The following is a 20,372-nucleotide window of genomic DNA, read 5'->3' as shown; positions in this document are numbered from 1 at the left end:
TGCCGTCATGAGTGGTTTCCGGCACATAGCGCTGTTCAGATGGACCGAAGGCACGACGACCGGCCAGCAGGACGAGGTCGCGGCGAAGCTGCGCGAGCTGCCCGGCGCGATCCCGGAGATCCGGGAGTACGGCGTGGGGGTGAACGCCGGCGTGAACCCCGGCGCTTACGACTTCGCGGTGGTCGCTGACTTCGCGGATCTGGACGCCTACCTCGTCTACCGCGACCATCCGGTCCACCGCGCGGCGGTCGAGGAGTACGTCACGCCCATCACGGCGGAGCGCGCGTCCATCCAGTACGAGCTGTAGGGGAACGGTCGAAAGGGGCGGCGCGGCGGCGCCGCCCCGAGGTGAAAACCGAGCAAGCGCTTGTGCCCGAAGACTTTTCGGGTTAGTTTCCTCAGAGACGCCCGCTGGGAACGGATCGCGCCCCGTTCCCGGCGGGCGGCGAAACAGGACGCGAGGCGCCGGGCGCCTGCGAAGGCGTCAATCGGACGCGCACCCTCACGAATCGCAGGGCTCACCGAGCGCATGCGACGGAGTGCGTACGACGGGCGGAGGGGCTCACCCCCGCGACCGCAAGCTCATGATCTCCTCGCGGAGCTGCTGCGAGGACGGCGCCTCCAGCAGCCGCGGGCCCTCGCGCAGCGGCACCATGGCCCACCACGAGCCCGTCGCCTGGCCGTACCAGACCCGCACGCCCGGGAACTGCTCCTGGAGGGCGCGCGCGGTGGCGGCGCGCAGGCCCGCGGGCATGGGCTCGCCGGCGGCCCCGTGCCGAGGCGTCATGCCGCCCTCCCCCGGTAGATCTCTCCCTTGACAGCGTCCCCACGGACCAAAGCGTCACTCCTACTCCGCAAATCGTGACTAAGCACACTATGGGCCTTCCGGCCCCCGGACCGTGGGATACCGCGCCGGATGTACTCCGGTGGATGTAGCCGGCTTCCCTGGGTGACACCGTCCGCCGGATGCCCTCGGCCACAACCGGAGAGGACGCTGAGCGCGCAAAGGACATCCCCTAGGCGCGGCGCGTCCGCGGAGGCGGTACCCATGAGACTCGCAAGGCTGGCCCGGTTCTGCTACCGGAGACGGCGCCTGACGCTGGCGAGCTGGATCGTCGGCACGATCGCCGTCATGACGATCGGCTTCGGCTTCGCCGCCGAGCCCCTGAACGACTTCTCCGGCGGCGACTCCGGCTCGGCGAAGGCGTCGGAACTGCTGGAGGAGCACTTCCCCCAGCGCAGCGGCGACTCCATCACGCTCGCGGTGCACGCCGACGGCGGCGTCCAAGACCCGAAGGTGAAGGCGAAGGTCGAGCGGGCGATCGACCGGCTCGCCAAGACCCCGCACGTCGCGTCGGTGTCGTCCCCGTACGAGACGCCCGGGCAGATCTCCGCGGACGGCAAGACCGCGTTCGCCACGGGCGGCCTCGACGTCTCGTCGGACGACATGCCGAAGACGGACGTGACCGCGCTCCTGGACGACGTGCGCACCGACTCGGGACCGGTCCAGATTCACCTCGGGGGGTCGGCGGTGGACGCCGCCGAGACGCCGGGCGGCGGCCCGTCCGAGGGCATCGGCCTGCTCGCCGCCGTCGTCATCCTGCTGGTCGCGTTCGGGTCGGTGCTGGCGATGGGGCTGCCCATCGTGACCGCGCTGTTCGGCATCGGCACCGGCCTCGCGCTGATCATGCTGCTCGGGCACCTGCTGCCCGCGCCCTCCTTCAGCCCCATCATCGCGGCGCTCATCGGGCTCGGCGTCGGCATCGACTACGCCCTGTTCATCGTCACCCGCCACCGGGAGGAGATGCACGCGGGCGCCGGCCCGGAGGAGGCGGCGGTCACCGCCGTCACCACCGCCGGACGGGCCGTGCTGTTCGCCGGCACCACCGTCGTGATCGCGCTCATGGGCCTGTTCATCATGCAGCAGAAGCTGCTGAACGGCGTGGCGGTCGCGGCCGGCGTCGCCGTGCTGATGACGATGCTCGCCGCCGTGACGCTGCTGCCCGCGCTGCTCGGCTTCGCCGGGCACGCCATCGACCGGCTGCGCGTCCCGGGACTCGGCCGGGCCCGCCGCCCGCTCGCCGAGCGCTGGGCGCGGGTCGTCCAGGCGCACCCGGTCGTCGCCGGGCTGTGCGCGGCCGCCGTCCTGCTGGTCCTCGCCGTGCCCGCGCTGTCGATGCGGCTGAGCCTGCCGGACTCCAGCACCCAGCCGCACGACCACAGCGGCTACCGGGCCAGCCGGATCATGGCGGAGGGCTTCGGCCCCGGCACCGCCGCGCCGCTGGTCATCGTCACCGAGGGCGGCGGACTCGCGGAGGCGGGACGGATCGCGGACGCCGTCCGCGCGACGCCGGGCGTCGCGGCCGTCCAGCCCCCGCGCCCCAGCCGGGACGGGAAGGCCGCCATCGTCATGGCGTTCCCGAAGACCGGCCCGCACGACGAGCGGACGCCGGGGCTGGTGCACACGCTGCGCGACGACGTCATCCCCGGGGCCGTCGCCGGCACGGGCGCCCGCGCCTACGTCGGCGGCCCGAACGCCGCCTCGATCGACTTCGCCGACAGCGTCTCCACCCGGCTGCCGCTGCTGATCGCCGTGGTCGTCGGCCTGTCGCTGCTGCTGCTCGTCGGGCTCGTCCGGTCGGTCACGGTGGCGGTGCAGGCCGCCCTGATGAACCTGCTGTCGATCGCGGCCGCGTACGGGGTGCTGACGGCCGTCGTCCAGTGGGGGTGGGCGGGGCGCGCGCTCGGCTTCCCGGCGGACATGCCCGTCACCACGTGGGTGCCGCTGATGATGTTCCCGATCCTGTTCGGGCTGTCCATGGACTACGAGGTGTTCCTCGTGTCCCGGATCCGCGAGACCTACGAGGAGGGCGTGGCCACCCGCGAGGCCGTCGCGCTCGGCCTGTCGCGCACCGCCCGCGTGATCAGCGCGGCGGCCGCCATCATGGTGATGGTGTTCCTGTCGGTTCTGCTCGGCGCGGACGTCGCCGTCAAGCAGATGGGTCTCGGCCTCGGCGTCGCGATCCTGATCGACGCGACCGTCGTGCGGCTGGTGCTCGTCCCGGCGCTGATGGAGCTGTTCGGCGAGGCGAACTGGTGGCTGCCCGGACCGCTGCGGCGGATCCTGCCCTCGCGTCCCGCGCCCGAGGCCGGGGACGGGGCCGATCGGGCGAGCCTGCGGGCTAGTGCAGGTTGATGCCGTCGAACATCACCTTGAGGTAGTGCTCGGCGAGCCCCTGGGCGTTCAGCCGGCCTCCGGGCCGGAACCAGCGGACGGCCACCCAGACGGTGTCGCGGATCATCCGGTAGGTCAGCTTCGGGTCGAGGTCGGGGCGGAACAGCCCTTCCGCCTGGCCCGCCTGGAGCGTGGTCACCCACATCTTCTCGACCTCGTCCTCGGACTTGGTCAGGTAGGCGAACCGGTCCATGCCCCGCAGGTAGTTCCAGTCGTTCTGCATGACCGTGATCGCGGCGCGGTGCGGCTCCAGGGTGCCGAACGCGACGCGGACGAGCCCGGCGATCGTGTCCCGCGGGTTCTCGTTCTCGTCGATCACCGCCTGGTAGGCGGCCATGACCTCGGTGAAGAACCCGGACAGGATCTCGTCGACGATCGACTCCTTGGAGTCGAAGTGGTGGTAGAGGCTGCCGGACAGGATGCCCGCCTCGTCGGCGATGTTGCGGACGGTGGTGGCCTGGAACCCCTTCTCGGCGAACAGTTCGGCCGCGAGCCTGACCAGGTGGGCGCGCCGTTCGGACGCCAGCGCGGGGGTTCCGCGGCCGCGGCGGCGGGGCGCGTCCTCGCCGGCACCGCGGGTTCTCGATCGTCCGGACTTGGCGCTCGTGGTCGTCACCCTCTCATTATGCCGTGTCGCCCAACCGCTTGCTCGATTCGGCGGCCGGACCAGCGTACGACGTGCAACAAGCGCTTGCTACAGAGGTTTCCCGGACCGCCGCCCGCGCCGATTAGGCTCGGGCCATGCCCGAAGTGATCGTGTTCGACCTGTACGGAGTGATCGCCCGCACCCAGACGCCCGAGGCGGTGCGGCGAATCGAGGAGATCGCCGGGACGCCCGGCCCCGCGTTCTGGGACGCCTACTGGGCCTGCCGCCCCGCCTACGACGCCGGCCAGGAGAGCGCGGCCTACTGGGCGGACGTCGCGGGCCTGCTCGGCGCCACGTTCCCCGACGTCCCCGCCCTGACCGAGGCCGACCTCGACAGCTGGACCGCCGTCGACGAGGAGATGGTCGCCCTGGTCGGCGAGCTGGCCGACCGGGGACGCACGCTCGGGCTGCTCTCCAACATCATCGGCGACCTGGTGCCCCGCTTCGAGGCGCGGCACGGCGCCTGGCTCTCCCGCTTCGACGAGCGCGTCTACTCCTGCCGCATCGGCGTCGCCAAGCCCGATCCCCGCGCCTACGAGATCTGCGCCGGCCGCCTGGGCGTCGAGCCCGCCGACGTCCTGTTCTTCGACGACAACGAGCGCAACGTCCTCGCCGCCCGCGAGACCGGCATGCGCGCCGAACTCTTCACCTCCCCGGCCCAGGTGCGCGCCCTCACCGCCTGACTAGGAAGGGGGCGGGAGCTCCCCGCCCGCCTCGGCCGCCTCGGCGAGGCGCTCGCGGAGGGTGCGCAGGAGCTCGTCGCCCTGCTCGGTCAGGCGTTCGATGGCGGGGAGCGCCAGATCGTCCCGGACGGTGTCGGCCAGCAGTTCGTCGTACTCGTGCGCCTTCTCCGCGATCGACTCCAGGCGGCGCTGGGCGCGCAGCACCTCGTCGGCCGACCGGGCACGCTCGGCGTAGCGCTCCAGGGCCTCGACGCGGCGCGTCACCGCCTCGACCGAGGTGTCGAGCTTGTCGCGCAGCGGCCGCAGCGCCGCCTCCACCTCCGGGAGCGTCTCGGCGCCGGCCATGTCGGCGTGGTCAGCGCGCAGCCGCGACTGCTTCGCCAGGACCTGCGCGATCTCCCATTCCTGGCGCGGCAGCGTGACGGCGTTGTCCACCGCGTCCAGCAGGCCCTCGCGGTTGACCTGCGAGTCGCGGACGGCGTCGACGGCCGCCTGGACGCGGGCCAGCAGCGCGCGGCCGTCGTCGTCGAAGTCCTCGGGGAGGAGGTAGCGGTCGCGGCGGCGCTCCAGTTCCCGGGCGCGCCGCAGGTCCAGCGAGACCGACGGGGTGCCGAGCGCGACCAGCACCGCGAGCATGCCGAGGCCGATCAGCCACAGCGAACCGAGGAGCGGGGAGCCGACCAGGCCGAGGGCGAGGACCGACAGCGGCGCCAGCCACACCAGCGGCTTGCGGCGCGCGACGATCGTGTCCAGCTCGGCGCGCAGCGCCGGGTCGGCGACCGGCCGCGGCTCGGCCGGGGCGCCGTCCTCGGGGGAGCGGGGCGGCGCGATGCGCCGCCAGGCCGTGGAGACGTGGGTCTCGAAGGCGAAGTCGGTCTGCGCGATCTCGATCTCGGTGGGGCCGGCGGGCAGCGGCCAGGAGCCCACGGGGTCGCCCCCGCCGGGGCCGGTGAAGCGCACCCACCACCCGCCCTTGCCGTCCTCGCAGCGGTAGCGGCCGGGGGCGACGTCGATACCGACGAAGAACGTCCCGATTCCCGGTATGGAATCACTCCATGCGCCACTGGTCACCGGCGACCTCCCGTACCTGAACGACGTCCGGGGGACGGCAAGAGTTGCAGTACCCACTACCGCTCCCGGGAAGCGGAACGGAGTTTGGAATACTCCACGGGTGCGACCCGACTATGACCCCCTTGACGACCCGCCGTGGGCGATGCAACTGGTGGTACGCGCCGAGAAGGCCGATCCGCCGGGTCACGACGCCGTCTGCGAGGCGGCGGCGACGGCGGTCGTCCGCCTGCTGACCGACCCGCGCGCCGCCGAGCCCGAGGGGGAGTGGCGGGAGGCCGTCCGGGAGTGGGAGTCGCGCCGGATCCGGAAGGTGACGCGGCGGGCCCGCGGCGTGCGCTGGCCGGAGGCGGAGGCGCTGCCCGGCGTCACGGTCCGGCACGCGGGCGCGCAGGTGCGGGCCTTCCCGCCGGGGCCGGTGTCGGAAGTCCCGCCTCAGCTGGCCAAGCTCCAGGTCGCGGGCCTCGACCTGGCGGAGGCGCCGGAGCCTTCCGCGCCGCCCGAGCCCCCGTACGCGGTGATCGCCCTCAACCCCGAGGTGACGATCACGACGGGGAAGGCCGCCGCCCAGTGCGGGCACGCCGCCCAGTTGCTGCTCCGCCAGGGACGCCGCCGGCACGTGGCGGAGTGGGTGGAGGCCGGCGCCCCTGTCCACCTGGCGCGGGACGTGCCGTGGGCCCGGTGCGTGAAGGAGGCGGCCGTCGCGGTCCGGGACGGCGGTTTCACCGAGGTCCCGCCCGGCACGATGACCGCGATCGCCTGGCTGGTCCGGAAATAGCGCGCGGGCGACCCGGGGCGCGGCGCGCCGGAACGGGCCGGCGCGCCGCGCGGGACGGTCAGGGGAGGACGACCGCGACCGGGGTGATCCCGGCCTTGCGGATCAGGGACGGCAGGCGCCCGGCGAACGGATGGTGGTCCGCCGGCAGGCCCCTCGGGTTGTCGATCACGAAGTGGGCGACGCCGTCCGCCCCGCGCCGCGTCCACGTCGCGCCGGCGGACCGCAGCAGGGCCTCGGTCCTCGCGGCGTCCGCGGCCTTGACCGAGACGCGGATCGGCGACTCGTAGGACGGCAGCAGCGCCGCCTCCTGGGCCGCCTTCGCCGTCGCGGACGCCTGCGGCGCCGCCGCCCTGGCCGGGTCGGGGCCGAGGATCGCGTTGTAGAGCAGCTTGGCCGTCCCGTCGCTGAACGCGCGGAAGTTGGGCTCGGCGGCGAACAGCACGGACCGTCCCTTCCCGAGGGGCTGGTCGACGACCGCCGCGGTGCCGCCCAGCTCGGACGCGCCCCGCTCGAACCCGGACACGAACCAGTCCGGCGAATCCGCCTGCGGGTACGAGGCGACGACGCCGCTGGACGCCTTCATGACCGGGTCGTAGGACGTGAAGTTCCACGCCGCCGCGCCGACCCCCTTCGCCAGCGGGCTCGCCCCGTCCACCTTCACGCGGAGCAGCGTGCCGGGGATGTCGGACGTCGGCTCCGCGAGCGTCGCGGTCGTCAGGCCGAGACGGGCCGCGAGCTGGGCGCCGCCCTGCCAGCCGATGTAGCGGCCGCCGTCGCGCGTCCACTGCTGGAGCGCGGCGCGTCCGGCGTCGCCGAGCGCCGTGTAGGCGGACGAGGCGGGGCCGTTCGGCGTGACCAGGACCTCGACGCCCTGGAGCCTGCCGGCCGCTACGTCCGCCGGGGAGAGCAGCGTGAACGGCAGCTTCCAGTCGCGGTCGAGGCGGTGCCTCAGCCACCCGGCCGACTGCCGCGCGGAGGAGGACGTCCCCGACAACTGGAGGACGCCCAGCCTGGGCGCCTTGCCCTCGTGCCCCGGACGCGCCTCCGGAAGCGTCCGCAGCGGCACGGACCGCGGGTGCAGGACGGCGCCGGACGACCCGCCGGACACGTTGCCCAGCAGGGGCAGGCTCCACGCCGTCACGTCGTAGAAGTACGGGAACGGCGTGTAGGAGTCCTCGTTCAGCATGGACTGGATCCAGTGCTTCTGGCCCTGCGCCATCGAGATCCAGTACGTGCCCGCGGGCAGCGTCGTCGCGGCCTCCGGGCGCCCGTACGCCTTGAAGTCCGGGACGGTCAGCGGCCGGGCGAGCCTCTCGACGCGCACGCCCATGCGCTGCAGCCGCCGCACGATGAGCGCGACCTCGGCGCGCTTGGCCGGGTCGTCGTCGCGCAGGAAGTAGTTCCGCACCTTCCGGTCCGGCACCTGGCGGTCGACCTTGTTCGGCGGGTTGTAGATCTGGTTGGGCTCCAGTTCGCCGGCCTTGCCCTGCGCGTAGGCGTCGACCGTCATCTGGCGCCACTCGGTGAGGATCCGGTGCCGGTTGCGCGCCGCCGCCGACAGCGACACCCACTGGGTGAGGTACTGCTCCTTCACCCGGTCCGGGTAGGGGCTCTCGTCGCCCTTCTCGTACGTCATCCCGGCGGCGTGGAAGGCGCTGGTCGGCACCGTGTCGCCGTAGCCCTGGTAGAAGAGGTCGTAGACGTCCCTGTTGAAGAAGTCGATGCCCTGCCGGGTGAACTCGGCCGCCATCGACGCGCCGTAGAGGTCGTTGATCCAGCCGATGGCCTGCTCGGGCGTCTCGTGGTAGATCGGGTCGGCGTTCGGCGGGAAGAAGAACGAGTCCCCGCCCATCTCGTGGGCGTCGATGTAGAGCGCGGGCGGGTACTGGTTCAGCATCGCGAGCTTGCCGTCGGTCTCCGGCTGCGTGCGCGCGAACCAGTCGCGGTTCATGTCGAACCCGTAGGCGTTCTGCCGCGTCTGCAGCGTGCGCCCGTCCGGGTTCTGCGTCGGCAGGACGATCACGAGCGTGTTCGCGAGGATCCCGGTCGCGGCGCAGTCGGCGCGGTCGCCGAGGTCGCGCAGGACCCGCAGCGCCGCGTCCGTGCCGCTCGGCTCGTCGCCGTGGACGTTGCCGCTGACCCACAGGATCGGGACGCCGCGATCGGTGATCCGCTTGGCGAGCGCGGCCGGCGTGCGCGGATCGCGCAGCAGGCCCGCCTCCCGCCGCACCCTGGCCAGCCCGGCCTTGGAGATCAGTTCGGGCCGTCCGGCGATCGCGTACTTCAGCGGACGGCCCTGCGCGGTGGTGGCCAGCGTTCCGGACACGACGCGCTCGCTCCTGGCGGCGACCGTCTCCAGGTAGGTGTCGGATTCGGCGGCGCTGACCGGGCGCTCACCGAGGTCGAAGCCGAGGACCTGTTCGGGGGAGGGGACCTTGCCCCGGTAGACCGGTGCGGTCCGGGTTGGGTCGCAGCCGGCCGCGGGCGCGGCGGGCAGCGCGGCGGCGGGCGCGGCGAGCGACGCCGGGACCGCCAGGGACGCGGCCATCACCACAGGCAGCGCCAGTTTTCGGGCTCTCATGAGGCACAACGTGGCACCCGCCGGGACCGCCACCAACGGCAACTTCTGCCAAGATCAGTCGCGCTTGGCCGGTCGCGTGCGCGGGCCGGTGAGGGCGGCGGCCCGGTTGATGGCCTGGAGCGCGAACTCCTGCGTCCAGGTCAGGCCGCCCGGACCGCGCGGGGACCCGTCCGGCGCGGGGCCCTTCGGCGCCCCCGCGAGCTGGGCCTTCGCGCTCAGCCCGTAGGAGAGGAAGAGCAGCACGACGAACGCCGCCAGGTAGGCCAGGTGCTCGACGAGGCCGCCCCACCTGCCGGTGAAGACGTCCAGGACGGCGAACATCGCGAACCCCGCCATCCACCCCGCCATCGGCGGGACCAGCAGCAGGTCGCGGCGCAGGACCAGGCCCGCCGCGGCGGCGAGCACGAGCAGGACCTCGACCGCCTTGGCGAACACCAGGATCCCCGTGGCCGGCCCGGACCCGAAGTAGCCCTCCACCTCGTCCACCCGGTCGCCCCACAGCGCCGCGGCGCTCGCGAGGGCCGTCACCCCGTAGGCGATGACGAACACGCCGACCGCGTAGTGGAACCGGTGCCACGTCCGCGCGCCACCGGCCGATCCGGCCCCTGGTCGGGCACCTGCGTCCACGGTCATCGTCAGCCCCCAACCGCCGGTTCTTCTACCAAGCGCAAGATATCCCGGATAGGGTCCCGTGGACCTCCGAAACGTGGTGCGCCTTCGCGGCCCGTCCCGCCCACCTCGCGGCCGACAGGCCGGGGTGCTTGCGCGGGGGCGGGTGAAGAGGGAGGCTGAAACGCACGTCGGGCCGCACGGAGTCCGTGAGGGAACAAGGATGACGCCTGACGATACGGGAACAGCCGCGCCGTCGAAGACGCGGATCGAATATCTGGAAGAACTCGGCGAGGAGCTGGTCAAGCGCGGCCTCCGGGTGCGCCTCACCCTGCCCCGCGGCCAGTCGCCCAGCCTGCACGTGATGAATCCCGACGCCGCCGCGCTGACGGAGAACATCCTGGCGGAGCAGGGCGCGGACGGCTGGTGGTACTGGTGGTCGTGGGCCGAGCGCATCGCGCCCGCCGCCGACGCGCCCGCCGCCGCCGACCGCGTGGCTCGCGTCCTTTCCGCCTGATCCGGCCCGGCCGAAACCCGGCGCGCCACCCGACCGCGGCACGCGCCTACTTCCGCCATCGCCTCGAACGGTCGCGGCCTCGAACCACCGTCTTCGGAGGCCGCCCCGGCCCGAGGCGCGCCTTGGCCTGCCTACCGCTCGGCTTGTGAGGGAACCCCGACCGGAGTACGACCCGCGTGAGGCGCGGGCTGGTTCTGGGACGCGGTGTTCGACGGGGGGCGAGTGCGGTGTGGAGCCGCTTGTTGCGTGAGGGCTTGACATGCGGTGATGTCCGCTTCCCTGCCGCTGACCTGGGGATGCGCTGTCGAGGAAGGTGCGCGGAGGCGTCGTTCCGCCTGCGGTCGAGCCGCCGGGGGTGAGCCCTGGCTTGACGGCGGGTCGCGGTGAATGTTGACCCACGAAACATTTGGCCCGGCGCGGGTCCGCCGGAGCATGCCCGCGCGGTGACCGGCTTCCTCCTGCTGTTGCCGCGGTACCCCTTGTGTTCCACCCGTGTTGATCTCGTGTTACATGATTGTTACCGCCAACAACAAATGAACTTCGCTCGAAGTCTGGCGTGACGGACATGCGCGACGTAAGTTGCGGGACACAACATTCCCGTCGGTAGCGGGTGATCTCGCTCACCGGCATCGGCTACCACCCCCCGGCCGCACGGCGGCCACCCCCAGAAAGGACCCGGGCAATGCGCAAGGGGATCCTCAGCTTCTTGGCCGTCACGACGGCGGCGGCGCTCAGCCTCACCGCTTGCGGGGACGGCGACTCCAACGACTCGGGCGGCTCCGGCTCGAAGGGCAAGGTCGGCGTGATCCTGCCCGACACGACCTCCTCCGTCCGGTACGAGAGCTTCGACCGGCCGTACCTGGAGCAGGCCTTCAAGGCCGCCGGAGTGGCCTACGACATCCAGAACGCCGAGGGTTCGACCCAGCGCTTCCAGACGATCGCCGACCAGATGCTCACCAGCGGCGTCACGGTCCTGGTCCTGGACGGCATCGACTCGAACTCCGCGGCCGCCGTGCAGCGCAAGGCGCAGGCCCAGGGCGTCAAGACGATCGACTACGACCGGCTCTCCCTCGGCGGCGTCTCCGACTACTACGTCTCCTTCGACAACGTGAAGGTCGGCGAGGAGCTCGGCAAGGGCCTGCAGAAGTGCCTCGGTGACAAGGCGGCCAACATCGCCTACCTCAACGGCGCTCCGACCGACAACAACGCGACGCTGTTCGCCAAGGGCGCGCACAACGTGCTCGACAAGGCGACCAACTACAAGAAGGTCGCCGAGCAGGCCGTCCCGGACTGGAAGGCCGAGCAGGCCGCCACGATCTTCGAGCAGATGCTGACCGAGAAGGGCGGCAAGATCGACGGTGTGCTCGCCGCCAACGACGGCATCGGCGGCGCGGTCATCTCGATCCTCAAGAAGAACAAGGAGGCCGGCAAGGTCGCCGTCACCGGCCAGGACGCCACGCTCGAGGGGCTGCAGAACATCCTCGACGGCAACCAGTGCATGACGGTCTACAAGCCGGTCAAGCAGGAGGCCGACGCGGCCGCCAAGCTCGCCGTCTCCCTCATCAAGGGTGAGAAGGGCGAGACGAACGGCACCACGAACGACCCGGAGGGCAAGCGCGACGTGCCGTCGGTGCTGCTGACCCCGATCGGCGTCTTCAAGGAGAACATCAAGCAGGTCACGGACGACGGGTTCGTCAAGAAGGAAGACCTGTGCAAGGGCGCGTACGCGGCCAAGTGCAAGGACGCGGGCATCCAGTAGGAGCCCGACGCTGACTCCGTGGCGGGCCCCACCCCGCTGAGGGCGTCCCGGCCTCCCGGAAAATCGGGACGCCAAGGGGCCCGCCACGGGCTAGACGCCCGAACCTCTGGAAGGAAACTCGTGGCTGAAAAAGGAGACCCCGTCCTCCGCCTGACCGGGCTCAACAAGAGCTTCGGCCCCGTCCATGTGCTGCACGACGTGGACTTCTCCGTGCGCCTGGGCGAGGTGATGGCCCTCGTCGGCGACAACGGAGCCGGCAAGTCGACCCTGATCAAGTGCATCGCCGGGATCCACCCCATCGACTCGGGACAGATCGAGTTCGAGGGCAAGCCCGTCTCGATCGACGGACCGCGCACCGCCTCCGCGCTCGGCATCGAGGTCGTCTACCAGGACCTCGCCCTCGCCGACAACCTCGACATCGTGCAGAACATGTTCCTCGGCCGCGAGCGGCGCAAGGGCATCGTGCTGGACGAGCCGTCCATGGAGGAGGCGGCCCGAGAGACCCTCGCCCGGCTCTCGGTCCGCACCGTCAAGTCCGTCCGCCAGCAGGTGGCGAGCCTGTCCGGCGGGCAGCGGCAGACCGTCGCCATCGCCAAGGCGGCGCTGTGGGAGTCCAAGGTCGTGATCCTGGACGAGCCCACGGCCGCGCTCGGCGTCGCCCAGACCCGGCAGGTCCTCGACCTCGTCCGGCGTCTCGCGGACACCGGTCACGCCGTCGTGCTCATCTCGCACAACATGAACGACGTGTTCGAGGTGGCCGACCGCATCTCGGCACTCTACCTCGGCCGGGTCGCCGCGGACGTCGCCACCTCCGAGGTGACCCACGGACAGGTCGTGGAGCTCATCACCGCCGGCCGTTCCGGTGATCTCGGCCTCGCGCCGCAGACCGCCGCCGAGAGCATCTGAAAGGGGAACAGATGTCCACTGACGCCCCCCAAAGCAAGGAGGCCGCCGTGAAGCTGGCGGACTCGGACTTCTCGAACGACCGGCGCAAGCATGACATGAACTCCGCGCTGCTGGACTACTGGCACAAGATCAAGGCCGGTGAGCTGGGCGCCCTCCCCGCCATCCTCGGCCTGATCGCGCTGGTGGTGCTGTTCACGGCGCTGAAGCCCGACACCTTCCTCAGCAAGGGCAACATCGCGAACCTGGCCACCCAGGCGCTGCCCATCACGATCCTCGCCATGGGACTGGTCTTCGTCCTGCTGCTGGGCGAGATCGACCTGTCGGCCGGTGTGGCCAGCGGCGTCTGCGCGGCCGTGATGGCCAAGCTGATGGTCGACTCGGGACAGTCCTGGTACGTCGCGGTGCTCGCCGCCGTGGCGATCGGCATCGTCATCGGCACGGTGATCGGCTGGCTGGTCGCGTTCCTGCGAATCCCATCGTTCGTGGTCACGCTGGCGTTCTTCCTGGGCCTGCAGGGCATCACCCTGTGGCTCATCGGCGACGGCGGCACGGTGCCCGTCCGCGACGACTTCGTCGTGGCGCTCGCCAACAAGAACATGCCGATCTGGCTCGGCTGGGTGCTCGCCGTCACCTGCGTGGTCGGCTACTCCGCGACGCTGCTGCTGCGCTGGCGCCGCCAGAACGTCCGCAACCTCCACTCCAAGCCGCTCGGCTTCGTGGTCGCCCAGTGCGCCGTCGTCGCGGCCGCGCTGCTGATCAGCACCTACGTGCTGAGCCTGGACCGCGCCCCCAGCCCGCTGATCACCCTCGGCGGGATCCCGTGGGGTGTGCTGCTCGTCGGCGCGCTGCTCGTGATCTGTACGTTCGTGCTCGGCCGCACCGGCTACGGGCGGCACATCTACGCGGTCGGCGGCAACGCCGAGGCCGCCCGCAGGGCCGGCATCAACGTCACCCGGATCAAGATCTCCGTGTTCATGATCGCCTCCGGTCTGGCGGCGGTCAGCGGCATCGTCGCCGCGTCCCGCCTCAGCTCCGTGGCCACCAACTCCGGCGGCGGCAACACGCTGCTGTACGCGGTGGGCGCCGCGGTCATCGGCGGGACGAGCCTGTTCGGCGGGCGCGGCAAGGCCCGCGACGCCGTGCTCGGCGGTCTGGTCATCGCCCTGATCGAGAACGGGCTGGGGCTGCTCGGCACCAAGGCCTACCTCAGCTACCTCATCACCGGGGTCGTGCTGCTGTTCGCCGCGAGCATCGACGCCCTGGCGAGGCGCCGCCGGTCCGCAGCGGGCAGATGACCCCGTGAGCACGGTGACCCCGTGAGCGCGGCCGGAAACGCCCGGGAGTCGGTGGCCCGCCCCACCGGCTCCCGGGCCTGGCCGCGGGGCCGTTCGGACGGGCCTTCCGACGGTGCCCGGCCGAAGGATCCGACTGCTACGCTCACTCACCACGACCGCCAGGCGCGCGGCGGCGGTGCGGCACGGTGGGAGCCCCTCGGCATGTCAGTGACGCCTGTTCTGGACCTGCGCGGCATCGACAAGAGCTTCGGCTCGGTGAAGGTGCTGCAGGACGTCGCCTTCTCCGCCTATCCGGGCGAGGTCACCGCCCTCGTCGGCGACAACGGCGCCGGCAAGACCACCCTGGTCAGGTGCATCGGCGGAATCCACTCCTTCGACAAGGGCGAGTACCGCTTCGAGGGCAGGCCGGTCAAGGTCGGCTCCCCCCGCGACGCCAGCCGCCTCGGCATCGAGATCGTCCACCAGGACCTCGCCCTCTGCGAGAACCTCGACATCGTCCAGAACCTGTTCCTCGGCCGCGAGGAGCGCCGCGGCCTCGCCCTGGACGAGACCTTCATGGAGGAGCTGGCGCGCACCACGCTGTCCGGCCTCGCCGTGCGAACGATGGGCTCGGTCCGGCAGCGGGTCTCGAACCTGTCGGGCGGGCAGCGCCAGACCGTCGCGATCGCCCGCGCCGTGCTGTGGGACAGCAAGCTCGTGGTGCTGGACGAGCCCGCCGCCGCGCTCGGCGTCGCGCAGACCCAGCAGGTCCTGGAGATGGTCCGGCGGCTCGCCGACAAGGGCCTCGCCGTCGTGCTGATCTCGCACAACATGAACGACGTGTTCGCGGTCTCCGACCGGATCGCCGCGCTCTACCTCGGCCGGATGGTCGCGCAGGTCCGCACCGCCGACGTCACCCACCGGCAGGTCGTGGAGCTGATCACCTCGGGCGCCAGCGGAGAGCTGGGGCTGCGCCCATGATGAAGGCGGGCCCGTCACAGGAGGACATCCGGCGCCACAATCTCGGGACGCTGCTGCGCTTCGTGCACCTGCGCGGCCCCGCCTCCCGGGCCGTCCTCGCCGAGTCCCTCGGCCTCAACCGCAGCACGATCATGGCGCTGACGTCCGACCTCACCTCCGCCGGGCTGGTCCGCGAGGAGCTGCCGCGCGGTCCGGGGCGCCGCGCCGGTCGGCCGTCGCTCGTGGTGCGGCCCGAGTCCACCCGCGTCTACGTGCTGGCGTTCGAGGTCGGCGTCGACCGGCTCGTCGTCGCGCGCGTCGGCCTCGGCGGCGTCGTGCTGGACCGGCGCGAGGGCGTCCGGGCCCGCGGCTCCGATCCCGCCGACCTGCTCGGCGTGCTCGTAGCGGGTGCCCGCTCCCTGGTCCGCAAGGCCGAGCGCGACGCCGTCTGCGTCGGCGCCGCCCTCGGGTTCCCCGGCACCGTCCGCCGCTCCGACGACTCGATCATGTTCGGGCCGAACCTGGACGTGGGCGGGCTGCGCCTCGGCGACGCCCTGTCCCGCCGCCTCGGCCTCGGCATCCCCGTCTCGGTGTGCAACGACGCCAACCTCGGCGCGGTCGCCGAGCACGAGCGCGGCGCGGGGGTGAACTGCGACAACCTCATCTACCTGCACGGCGACGTGGGCGTCGGCGGCGGCATCATCGCGCACGGCCGGCTGCTCGGCGGCGACGAGGGGTTCGGCGGCGAGATCGGGCACATGGTGATCAACCCCGGCGGCCGGCCCTGCGCCTGCGGCTCGAAGGGCTGCCTGGAGGCCGAGGTGGGGGAGCGCACGCTGCTCGACCTCGCCGGCCGCGAGGAGGTCCCCGGCCAGCCGGGACGCGACGCGGTCCGCGCCATCGTCGCCGCCGCCGACGCCGGCGACATCAAGGCCCGGGAGGCGCTGCACCGCGTCGGCAACTGGCTCGGCCTCGGGGTCGCCAACCTCGTGAACCTCTTCAACCCCGGCCTGGTCATCTTCGGCGGCACGCTCCGCGACATCTTCCTGGGCGCCGCCGCGCAGATCCGCAGCGTCCTGGCGACCAGCGCCCTCGCCGCCCCCCGCGAGAAGGTCAAGCTCCGCACCGCCACCCTGGGCGACGACACGACCCTGGTCGGTGCCGCCGAGTTCGCGTTCGCCGAGGTCCTGGCCGACCCCGTCCAGGTCCTGACCCGGCTCAGAGCCCCTGAGACGGTGTGAAGCGCGTGAAGGCGCCGTAGCGGCCCCCGTAGAAGACCAGGGGGCCTTCGTCCCGGTGCTCCGCCAGGTCGTGGGCGCGGGCGACGACGATCAGATGGTCGCCGGCGAGGTGCTCCTGCTCGACCGAGCACTCGATCCACGCCACCGCGCCGTCGATCAACGGGGCGCCGCCGGGCCCGTGCGTCCAGGAGACGCCGGCGAACTTCTCCGGACCGCTCCCGAAGGCGAGCCGCTCGGAGACGTCCTGCTGCGACTCGGCCAGGATGTTGACGCACAGGCGCGCGGCGGTCCGCATGACCGGCCATGTCGTGCTGGTGTGCGCCACGCAGAACGCCACGAGGGGCGGGTCGAGGGAGACGGACGTGAACGAGTTCACGGCCAGGCCCGCCGGGCGGCCCGACGCGGGATCGAGGGCGGTGACGGCGACCACGCCGGTCGGGAACCTGCCGAGCACCGACCGGAACGCGGCCGGGTCGAGGCCGGTCGCCGAAGGGCCGGATGGGCGGTCGGGCGATCCGTGCATTGGGGTCCGTTCCGTGGGCGGGGGTGCGTCGATGTCCACTGATCGATGTCCACTAAAGCCCTCGCCGCGGCGCGCTGATTCCCCTGGGCGGCGATCTCGGTCGAAGGTCCCGTCCGGCCTAGGTCCTCGGACGGAGGGGGATCTACGGCCGCGGAGCCTCGGCCGGGGCCTTCGCCGGGACGGCGGCGTAGGGGGTGAGGAGCGCCGCCGCGGACATGCCGTCCATGATCAGGCGGCCGGCGCCGGCCAGGTGCGCCCTGGCGCGGGCCGGGACGCGCGGACCCTCGTGCAGCCCGAACCAGGCCATCCAGCCGACCGCGACGACCGCCCAGTACGACACGAGCCGGTACAGGCCGACGGCCGCGGCGGCGGGTGACAGCGTCGCGCCGAACGCGACCAGGGACGCGGCCATGCTGCCCTCGATGGCGCCGAGGCCGCCGGGCAGCAGCGGGAGCAGGCTGCCCGCCGCCTGGGCCGCGAAGTAGGTGAGGGCGACGCCGTTCGGGGCGACGTCGATGCCGACCGCGTGCGAGGCCGACAGCAGCGCCAGGATGTCGAAGACCCAGTTCAGCAGGGCCAGCGCGGCGAGCGCGGCCCAGTCGCGCAGGGACGGGCGCAGGAGGTCGCGGGCGGCGGGCAGCCGCTCCGCGTACGGAGCGATCGTCGGATGGGCGAGCGCGGCCCGGTAGGCGCGTCGCAGCGGCGCCGTCAGCAGGGCGCGCAGCGGGCGCCACCGCAGCGCGGGGACGAGCAGCGCGGCCAGGGCCAGCGGGACGGAGAGGGCGAGCAGCGCGAAGCCGCGCGCGTCGGGGTCGGCCACCAGCGCCAGGAGGGCGATCAGGGAGTAGGCCGTGGTGGTGATCACTCCGCCGGCCAGGATCACCGCGGTGGCGAGCTGCGCCGAGGCGCCCGCGCGGCGGAACTGCCGGAACGTGTAGACCACGCTCACGGCCGGGCCCGCCGGCAGTGTCGTGGACAGGGCGTTGCCCGCGTAGGTGATCGCGAACGCGCGGCGCAGCCGCATCCGCAGCCCGCCGACGCGCAGCAGCCGGCGCTGGAGCCGGGCGAACGCGCCCATCGAGCCCGCCACGGCGAGGACGACCATGGTCAGCCATCCCGGGTCGGCGTGCGAGGCCGCCCGCCAGACGGCGCCGAGATCGGGGAGTTCGTCGCGGTAGAGGGGGAGGGCGGCGAGGGCGCCGAGAAGCAGCGCCCACTGGACGATCAGGCCGGCCCTGCGCCGCCACCACGGGCGCGCCGGAGCCTCCTCGTCGGGGCGGTTCGGGAGGGGGGACGGCGGGTCGGCTACGGCCGGGGGATGGACCGGTGCCGTGACTGTGTCGTACATGTCCCGGTCACCTCGCAAGCTCGCCCGCCATGCGCAACCTACGGTCCGGGTAGGACATTCCCCGGGGAGCCGAAACAAATCGCAAAGTGACTTGCGCCACGTCCGTCGCGAGGTCGTGGTCAGCGGGCGGTTCGAAGACCTGTCGCAGTGCTCTGCCGGATGATCGTTTGATGTCCCGGCATTTCTGTTCTGCCCTGATTGATGCCCGCTCTTACGGAAAGGGGGCCATCGCGAGCGGCAAAGGCCCGGCACGCTCCGGGGCGCACCCCGCGCCGGGACGACTGCGGCGCCCGCGCCGGGACGACGGCGGCGCCCGCGCCGGGTGACCGGTGCGGGCGCCGCCGTCGTGGTCACGGCCTGCGGGTGGGATTGACCGCGTCCTCCTCGGCCGGCGTGATCGGCGTCGGGCGCTCCTCGTCGCCCTCCCTCGCGGCCTGCCGCTCGTACTCGGTGACGCCGAGGCCGTCGCGGCTCTCCTCGGGCTCCTCGATCCTCAGCTCCTCGGGCGGGTCGTTCACGTACTCCTCGGTCAGGGCGATCTGCTCGTCCTGGGTGTTGTCTCCCATGTCATCGATGTCCTCGCGGAAGTCGCGGGACTCACCGGGCTCGCGTGCCCTCATGACTCCTCCCGGTCCGGTTCGGGTTCGCTGATCGGACCGGTATCCCCGATGCCCGGCGCCCTACTCCCGGTCGCGGACGGCGACGAGGCCGCCGACGACGCCCACGTACGCGGTCCCGTCCGGGCCGAGGGTGACCGGCGCCCAGCTGTTGTCGATCCACTTGCCCGTGCCGGTGAGCACCTTGTAGGCCGTCCGGCCCGTGTGGACGTCCACCGCGGTCAGGTACCAGGCGTCGATGAGGTCCCGGCGCGGCTCCTTCGTGTAGAGGTAGAGCAGCCCCGCGGGCACGGAGACCTTGGAGACGGTGGACGGTGAGCGCTCCGCGCTCGTCCAGACCGTCTCGCAGCCCGTCCCGTCCGGTTTCACGTCCACGCGGCTGACCCCGCCCACCGACGACCCGCCCGGCGGCAGGTCGAAGAAGTTGCGGTAGCCGTAGTTGTTCTCGACGAACAGGCTGCGGCCGTAGCCGATGAGCGAGTTGTCCGTCGCGCTGGCCCCGCTTCCGAACACCGGGACCTGGCAGACGAGCCCGCCGTCCTCCGCTCGGCGGACGATCACGTGCATGCGGTCGTCGGCGTTGTCGGTGACGGCCACGTAGCCGTCGCCGAAGAACGTGGGGGTCGTCCCGGACCCCTGGTCGATCTGCCCGGGCTTGCGCCCGCTGCCCCGGTCGTACGGCTGCCGCCAGACGATCTCCGGGGTCCCGTCCGCGCCGGCCCGCATCCGGTAGAGCGCGTGGTCGGACACGACCGAGACGCCGTTCTCCGCGGCCGCGAACGAGTTCTGGACGCCCTCGCCCGCCAGCCGCGTCATCCGGACGGCCCCCGACCCCGGGTCCACTGTGCCGACGCGGCCGCCCCTCGTGATCCACCAGATCAGGCCGTTCCAGTCGGGCCCGACCGCGGTGACGGGGTCGCATTCCCCCTTCGGCCACGGGTTCGTCCAGGTGGCGCAGTCGTGGGGGAGGTGGCCGCGCAGGTCCCAGTCGTCGGTGACCGTGAAGCGCCAGGCGCCGTCCGGACCCTTCTCGTGCGCGAACCGGCGCAGATGGAAGGACGAGTCCGCCAGCACCGCGCGGTCCTGCTGGTCCAGGTAGTAGTACGCCCCGCCCGAGGTGTCGGTGAACACCGTGTCGAGGTTCAGCGAGAACACCGCCTGGACGGTGGACGGCCTGGGCGGCAGCTCGTAGGTCGCGAGATCCTTCAGCGTCCTCGGGTCGATCAGCCGCAGCGTGAGGTTCTGCCCGCGGGTGCACTGCGCGACGATCAGGCCCGTCCGGCGGGCGAACGTCACCGTCGAGCACAGCCCCGGCAGCCCGCCGCCCTTGGCCTCGGCGAGCACCTGCGGATCGCGGCCGAGCGGCCCCAGGAACGGATAGGTGTCGGAGGCGTAACTGTCGGCGTGCATGGACGACGTCCCCACCGGACCCTGGTGCGGGTTGGCCGGGACGGGCCGCCCCGCCAGAGGGGCCGGAGTGGCGGGCGCTCCGACGTAGGCCGGGACGAGCCCTCTGCCGGGGCCGTCGGGGATCGGATCGGCCGCCGCCGGGACCGCCGTGCCCACGAGGGCGGCGGACAACAGGGCGGCGAGCAGGGGTCTGCGCATGGAGGGCTCCCTTTGACCG

The 20,372-nt window shown here is 72.4% G+C and carries 19 protein-coding genes; 10 read left to right on the top strand and 9 right to left on the bottom strand.

The window, feature by feature from the left end; genetic code table 11:
- Positions 1-7: 7 nt before the first annotated feature.
- Positions 8-307: a Dabb family protein gene (locus AB0C87_RS18205; RefSeq protein WP_345175150.1), complete on the top strand. Its 300-nt coding sequence runs from the start codon at positions 8-10 to the stop codon at positions 305-307.
- Between the two features lie 255 nt (positions 308-562).
- On the opposite strand, the gene AB0C87_RS18200 is transcribed toward AB0C87_RS18205, so the two are convergent.
- Complete coding sequence (locus AB0C87_RS18200; RefSeq protein ID WP_353832839.1) at positions 563-787, bottom strand: hypothetical protein; 225 nt, start codon at positions 785-787, stop codon at positions 563-565.
- A 261-nt stretch (positions 788-1,048) separates the two neighbouring features.
- On the opposite strand from AB0C87_RS18200, the gene AB0C87_RS18195 reads away from it, so the two are divergent.
- Complete coding sequence (locus tag AB0C87_RS18195) at positions 1,049-3,196, top strand: MMPL family transporter (protein WP_345175155.1); 2,148 nt, start codon at positions 1,049-1,051, stop codon at positions 3,194-3,196.
- On the opposite strand, the gene AB0C87_RS18190 is transcribed toward AB0C87_RS18195, so the two are convergent.
- A complete protein-coding gene (locus tag AB0C87_RS18190) occupies positions 3,183-3,851 on the bottom strand; it encodes a TetR/AcrR family transcriptional regulator (protein ID WP_345175157.1) in 669 nt (222 codons plus the stop codon). The genes AB0C87_RS18195 and AB0C87_RS18190 overlap by 14 nt on opposite strands.
- Before the next feature lie 125 nt (positions 3,852-3,976).
- Between AB0C87_RS18190 and AB0C87_RS18185 the strand changes: the two genes are divergently transcribed.
- Positions 3,977-4,564, top strand: coding sequence for an HAD family phosphatase (locus AB0C87_RS18185; RefSeq protein WP_345175159.1), 588 nt, complete (start codon positions 3,977-3,979; stop codon positions 4,562-4,564).
- On the opposite strand, the gene AB0C87_RS18180 is transcribed toward AB0C87_RS18185, so the two are convergent.
- A complete protein-coding gene (locus AB0C87_RS18180) occupies positions 4,565-5,635 on the bottom strand; it encodes a hypothetical protein (protein ID WP_360358470.1) in 1,071 nt (356 codons plus the stop codon).
- Between the two features lie 100 nt (positions 5,636-5,735).
- Here AB0C87_RS18180 and AB0C87_RS18175 point away from each other — a divergent pair, with 100 nt between their 5' ends.
- Positions 5,736-6,410 carry a hypothetical protein gene (locus AB0C87_RS18175; protein WP_345175163.1) on the top strand — a complete coding sequence of 225 codons (675 nt, stop codon included), beginning with the start codon at positions 5,736-5,738 and terminating at the stop codon, positions 6,408-6,410.
- 58 nt (positions 6,411-6,468) lie between these two features.
- Here the strand turns inward: AB0C87_RS18175 and AB0C87_RS18170 are convergent, their stop codons facing one another.
- Together AB0C87_RS18170 and AB0C87_RS18165 are read right to left on the bottom strand one after the other, a co-directional pair.
- Positions 6,469-8,991 carry a M14 family zinc carboxypeptidase gene (locus AB0C87_RS18170; RefSeq protein WP_360578548.1) on the bottom strand — a complete coding sequence of 841 codons (2,523 nt, stop codon included), beginning with the start codon at positions 8,989-8,991 and terminating at the stop codon, positions 6,469-6,471.
- 54 nt (positions 8,992-9,045) lie between these two features.
- Positions 9,046-9,624 carry a hypothetical protein gene (locus tag AB0C87_RS18165; RefSeq protein WP_353832836.1) on the bottom strand — a complete coding sequence of 193 codons (579 nt, stop codon included), beginning with the start codon at positions 9,622-9,624 and terminating at the stop codon, positions 9,046-9,048.
- A gap of 199 nt (positions 9,625-9,823) precedes the next feature.
- On the opposite strand from AB0C87_RS18165, the gene AB0C87_RS18160 reads away from it, so the two are divergent.
- The 6 genes from AB0C87_RS18160 to AB0C87_RS18135 all read left to right on the top strand — a co-directional run bounded on the left by AB0C87_RS18160 (position 9,824) and on the right by AB0C87_RS18135 (position 16,257).
- Positions 9,824-10,117, top strand: coding sequence for a hypothetical protein (locus tag AB0C87_RS18160; RefSeq protein ID WP_345175169.1), 294 nt, complete (start codon positions 9,824-9,826; stop codon positions 10,115-10,117).
- A gap of 682 nt (positions 10,118-10,799) precedes the next feature.
- Positions 10,800-11,876, top strand: a complete 1,077-nt coding sequence (locus tag AB0C87_RS18155) for a substrate-binding domain-containing protein (protein ID WP_345175172.1) — start codon at positions 10,800-10,802, stop codon at positions 11,874-11,876.
- A gap of 120 nt (positions 11,877-11,996) precedes the next feature.
- Entirely contained in the window at positions 11,997-12,782 is a 786-nt protein-coding gene (locus AB0C87_RS18150) for an ATP-binding cassette domain-containing protein (protein ID WP_345175174.1), read from the top strand.
- 11 nt (positions 12,783-12,793) lie between these two features.
- The gene (locus tag AB0C87_RS18145) at positions 12,794-14,077 is read left to right on the top strand and encodes an ABC transporter permease (RefSeq protein ID WP_360578546.1); all 1,284 of its coding nucleotides are present in this window, start codon (positions 12,794-12,796) and stop codon (positions 14,075-14,077) included.
- 201 nt (positions 14,078-14,278) lie between these two features.
- The gene (locus AB0C87_RS18140; protein WP_345175178.1) at positions 14,279-15,037 is read left to right on the top strand and encodes an ATP-binding cassette domain-containing protein; all 759 of its coding nucleotides are present in this window, start codon (positions 14,279-14,281) and stop codon (positions 15,035-15,037) included.
- The gene (locus tag AB0C87_RS18135; RefSeq protein WP_345175217.1) at positions 15,037-16,257 is read left to right on the top strand and encodes an ROK family transcriptional regulator; all 1,221 of its coding nucleotides are present in this window, start codon (positions 15,037-15,039) and stop codon (positions 16,255-16,257) included. Before AB0C87_RS18140 ends, AB0C87_RS18135 begins: the two co-directional genes overlap by 1 nt.
- Here AB0C87_RS18135 and AB0C87_RS18130 read toward each other — a convergent pair.
- The 4 genes from AB0C87_RS18130 to AB0C87_RS18115 form a co-directional block, all read right to left on the bottom strand.
- Positions 16,235-16,780, bottom strand: coding sequence for a flavin reductase family protein (locus tag AB0C87_RS18130; RefSeq protein WP_360578544.1), 546 nt, complete (start codon positions 16,778-16,780; stop codon positions 16,235-16,237). The two genes, AB0C87_RS18135 and AB0C87_RS18130, sit on opposite strands and share 23 nt — an antisense overlap.
- A gap of 142 nt (positions 16,781-16,922) precedes the next feature.
- Positions 16,923-18,128, bottom strand: a complete 1,206-nt coding sequence (locus AB0C87_RS18125) for a lysylphosphatidylglycerol synthase transmembrane domain-containing protein (RefSeq protein WP_360578542.1) — start codon at positions 18,126-18,128, stop codon at positions 16,923-16,925.
- A 350-nt stretch (positions 18,129-18,478) separates the two neighbouring features.
- A complete protein-coding gene (locus tag AB0C87_RS18120; protein ID WP_185023171.1) occupies positions 18,479-18,748 on the bottom strand; it encodes a hypothetical protein in 270 nt (89 codons plus the stop codon).
- Positions 18,749-18,808: 60 nt separating this feature from the next.
- Complete coding sequence (locus tag AB0C87_RS18115) at positions 18,809-20,353, bottom strand: hypothetical protein (RefSeq protein ID WP_360578540.1); 1,545 nt, start codon at positions 20,351-20,353, stop codon at positions 18,809-18,811.
- Positions 20,354-20,372: the final 19 nt, after the last annotated feature.

The organism is Actinomadura sp. NPDC048021, assembly GCF_040653135.1.
Taxonomy (GTDB): domain Bacteria; phylum Actinomycetota; class Actinomycetes; order Streptosporangiales; family Streptosporangiaceae; genus Spirillospora; species Spirillospora verrucosospora.
Note: the sequence above shows the minus strand (reverse complement) of the source record. Positions and strands in the feature narration are given on the sequence as shown.

What these genes read in the sequence shown, in the direction of transcription:
- AB0C87_RS18195 (WP_345175155.1), top strand. Translation starts at nt 1,049, where the DNA reads ATGAGACTCGCAAGGCTGGCCCGGTTCTGCTACCGGAGACGGCGCCTG.
- AB0C87_RS18155 (WP_345175172.1), top strand. Translation starts at nt 10,800, where the DNA reads ATGCGCAAGGGGATCCTCAGCTTCTTGGCCGTCACGACGGCGGCGGCG.
- AB0C87_RS18205 (WP_345175150.1), top strand. Translation starts at nt 8, where the DNA reads ATGAGTGGTTTCCGGCACATAGCGCTGTTCAGATGGACCGAAGGCACG.
- AB0C87_RS18145 (WP_360578546.1), top strand. Translation starts at nt 12,794, where the DNA reads ATGTCCACTGACGCCCCCCAAAGCAAGGAGGCCGCCGTGAAGCTGGCG.
- AB0C87_RS18165 (WP_353832836.1), bottom strand. Translation starts at nt 9,624, where the DNA reads ATGACCGTGGACGCAGGTGCCCGACCAGGGGCCGGATCGGCCGGTGGC.
- AB0C87_RS18160 (WP_345175169.1), top strand. Translation starts at nt 9,824, where the DNA reads ATGACGCCTGACGATACGGGAACAGCCGCGCCGTCGAAGACGCGGATC.
- AB0C87_RS18140 (WP_345175178.1), top strand. Translation starts at nt 14,279, where the DNA reads ATGTCAGTGACGCCTGTTCTGGACCTGCGCGGCATCGACAAGAGCTTC.
- AB0C87_RS18185 (WP_345175159.1), top strand. Translation starts at nt 3,977, where the DNA reads ATGCCCGAAGTGATCGTGTTCGACCTGTACGGAGTGATCGCCCGCACC.
- AB0C87_RS18115 (WP_360578540.1), bottom strand. Translation starts at nt 20,353, where the DNA reads ATGCGCAGACCCCTGCTCGCCGCCCTGTTGTCCGCCGCCCTCGTGGGC.
- AB0C87_RS18135 (WP_345175217.1), top strand. Translation starts at nt 15,037, where the DNA reads ATGAAGGCGGGCCCGTCACAGGAGGACATCCGGCGCCACAATCTCGGG.
- AB0C87_RS18200 (WP_353832839.1), bottom strand. Translation starts at nt 787, where the DNA reads ATGACGCCTCGGCACGGGGCCGCCGGCGAGCCCATGCCCGCGGGCCTG.
- AB0C87_RS18130 (WP_360578544.1), bottom strand. Translation starts at nt 16,780, where the DNA reads ATGCACGGATCGCCCGACCGCCCATCCGGCCCTTCGGCGACCGGCCTC.
- AB0C87_RS18120 (WP_185023171.1), bottom strand. Translation starts at nt 18,748, where the DNA reads ATGAGGGCACGCGAGCCCGGTGAGTCCCGCGACTTCCGCGAGGACATC.
- AB0C87_RS18125 (WP_360578542.1), bottom strand. Translation starts at nt 18,128, where the DNA reads ATGTACGACACAGTCACGGCACCGGTCCATCCCCCGGCCGTAGCCGAC.
- AB0C87_RS18170 (WP_360578548.1), bottom strand. Translation starts at nt 8,991, where the DNA reads ATGAGAGCCCGAAAACTGGCGCTGCCTGTGGTGATGGCCGCGTCCCTG.